Source organism: Streptomyces sp. NPDC014889 (assembly GCF_043081205.1).
Lineage (GTDB): Bacteria > Actinomycetota > Actinomycetes > Streptomycetales > Streptomycetaceae > Streptomyces.
This window is the reverse complement of the sequence record NZ_JBIBWH010000041.1, coordinates 1-2,461: the sequence shown is the minus strand read 5'-3', so window position 1 is coordinate 2,461 and position 2,461 is coordinate 1. Positions and strand designations below refer to the sequence as shown.

Annotated in this window: 2 rRNA genes; both read left to right on the top strand. The window is 58.6% G+C overall.

Annotation, left to right across the window (positions count from 1 at the left end):
* The first annotated feature begins 11 nt into the window (after nucleotides 1–11).
* Nucleotides 12–1,536, top strand: a 16S ribosomal RNA gene (locus tag ACF09J_RS35965).
* A gap of 293 nt (nucleotides 1,537–1,829) precedes the next feature.
* Nucleotides 1,830–2,461: ribosomal RNA gene (locus tag ACF09J_RS35960) — 23S ribosomal RNA — on the top strand; the annotation flags it as partial.

Below are 2,461 nucleotides of genomic sequence, written 5' to 3'. Positions count from 1 at the left end.
ACCGGCAAGCATTCACGGAGAGTTTGATCCTGGCTCAGGACGAACGCTGGCGGCGTGCTTAACACATGCAAGTCGAACGATGAACCACTTCGGTGGGGATTAGTGGCGAACGGGTGAGTAACACGTGGGCAATCTGCCCTGCACTCTGGGACAAGCCCTGGAAACGGGGTCTAATACCGGATACGAGTTTCACAGGCATCTGTGATTCTGGAAAGCTCCGGCGGTGCAGGATGAGCCCGCGGCCTATCAGCTTGTTGGTGAGGTAACGGCTCACCAAGGCGACGACGGGTAGCCGGCCTGAGAGGGCGACCGGCCACACTGGGACTGAGACACGGCCCAGACTCCTACGGGAGGCAGCAGTGGGGAATATTGCACAATGGGCGAAAGCCTGATGCAGCGACGCCGCGTGAGGGATGACGGCCTTCGGGTTGTAAACCTCTTTCAGCAGGGAAGAAGCGAGAGTGACGGTACCTGCAGAAGAAGCGCCGGCTAACTACGTGCCAGCAGCCGCGGTAATACGTAGGGCGCAAGCGTTGTCCGGAATTATTGGGCGTAAAGAGCTCGTAGGCGGCTTGTCACGTCGGTTGTGAAAGCCCGGGGCTTAACCCCGGGTCTGCAGTCGATACGGGCAGGCTAGAGTTCGGTAGGGGAGATCGGAATTCCTGGTGTAGCGGTGAAATGCGCAGATATCAGGAGGAACACCGGTGGCGAAGGCGGATCTCTGGGCCGATACTGACGCTGAGGAGCGAAAGCGTGGGGAGCGAACAGGATTAGATACCCTGGTAGTCCACGCCGTAAACGGTGGGCACTAGGTGTGGGCGACATTCCACGTCGTCCGTGCCGCAGCTAACGCATTAAGTGCCCCGCCTGGGGAGTACGGCCGCAAGGCTAAAACTCAAAGGAATTGACGGGGGCCCGCACAAGCGGCGGAGCATGTGGCTTAATTCGACGCAACGCGAAGAACCTTACCAAGGCTTGACATACACCGGAAAGCATTAGAGATAGTGCCCCCCTTGTGGTCGGTGTACAGGTGGTGCATGGCTGTCGTCAGCTCGTGTCGTGAGATGTTGGGTTAAGTCCCGCAACGAGCGCAACCCTTGTCCCGTGTTGCCAGCAGGCCCTTGTGGTGCTGGGGACTCACGGGAGACCGCCGGGGTCAACTCGGAGGAAGGTGGGGACGACGTCAAGTCATCATGCCCCTTATGTCTTGGGCTGCACACGTGCTACAATGGCCGGTACAATGAGCTGCGATACCGCGAGGTGGAGCGAATCTCAAAAAGCCGGTCTCAGTTCGGATTGGGGTCTGCAACTCGACCCCATGAAGTCGGAGTCGCTAGTAATCGCAGATCAGCATTGCTGCGGTGAATACGTTCCCGGGCCTTGTACACACCGCCCGTCACGTCACGAAAGTCGGTAACACCCGAAGCCGGTGGCCCAACCCCTTGTGGGAGGGAGCTGTCGAAGGTGGGACTGGCGATTGGGACGAAGTCGTAACAAGGTAGCCGTACCGGAAGGTGCGGCTGGATCACCTCCTTTCTAAGGAGCACTTCTTACCGAGTTCGCTCGGTCAGGGGCCAGTACATCAGCGAATGTCTGATGCTGGTTGCTCATGGGTGGAACGTTGACTATTCGGCACGGTCTGGATCATCTCCTGTCAGTACTGCTTCGGCGTGGAACGCAGAGAGTGTGAGTGGGATCGTGTCGGGCACGCTGTTGGGTCCTGAGGGAATGCCCTCAGTTTTGCCGGCCCCGGTAAAGATTCGTTTCGGCGGGTTGTGACGGGTGGTTGGTCGTTGTTTGAGAACTGCACAGTGGACGCGAGCATCTGTGGCCAAGTTTTTAAGGGCGCACGGTGGATGCCTTGGCACCAGGAACCGATGAAGGACGTGGGAGGCCACGATAGTCCCCGGGGAGTCGTCAACCAGGCTTTGATCCGGGGGTTTCCGAATGGGGAAACCCGGCAGTCGTCATGGGCTGTCACCCGCTGCTGAACTCATAGGCAGTGTGGAGGGAACGCGGGGAAGTGAAACATCTCAGTACCCGCAGGAAGAGAAAACAACCGTGATTCCGGGAGTAGTGGCGAGCGAAACTGGATGAGGCTAAACCGTATACGTGTGAGACCCGGCAGGGGTTGCGTATGCGGGGTTGTGGGATCTCTCTTTCACGGTCTGCCGGCCGTGGGACGAGTCAGAAACCGTTGATGTAGGCGAAGGACATGCGAAAGGTCCGGCGTAGAGGGTAAGACCCCCGTAGTCGAAACGTCAGCGGCTCGTTTGAGAGACACCCAAGTAGCACGGGGCCCGAGAAATCCCGTGTGAATCTGGCGGGACCACCCGCTAAGCCTAAATATTCCCTGGTGACCGATAGCGGATAGTACCGTGAGGGAATGGTGAAAAGTACCCCGGGAGGGGAGTGAAATAGTACCTGAAACCGTGTGCCTACAAGCCGTGGGAGCGTCGGA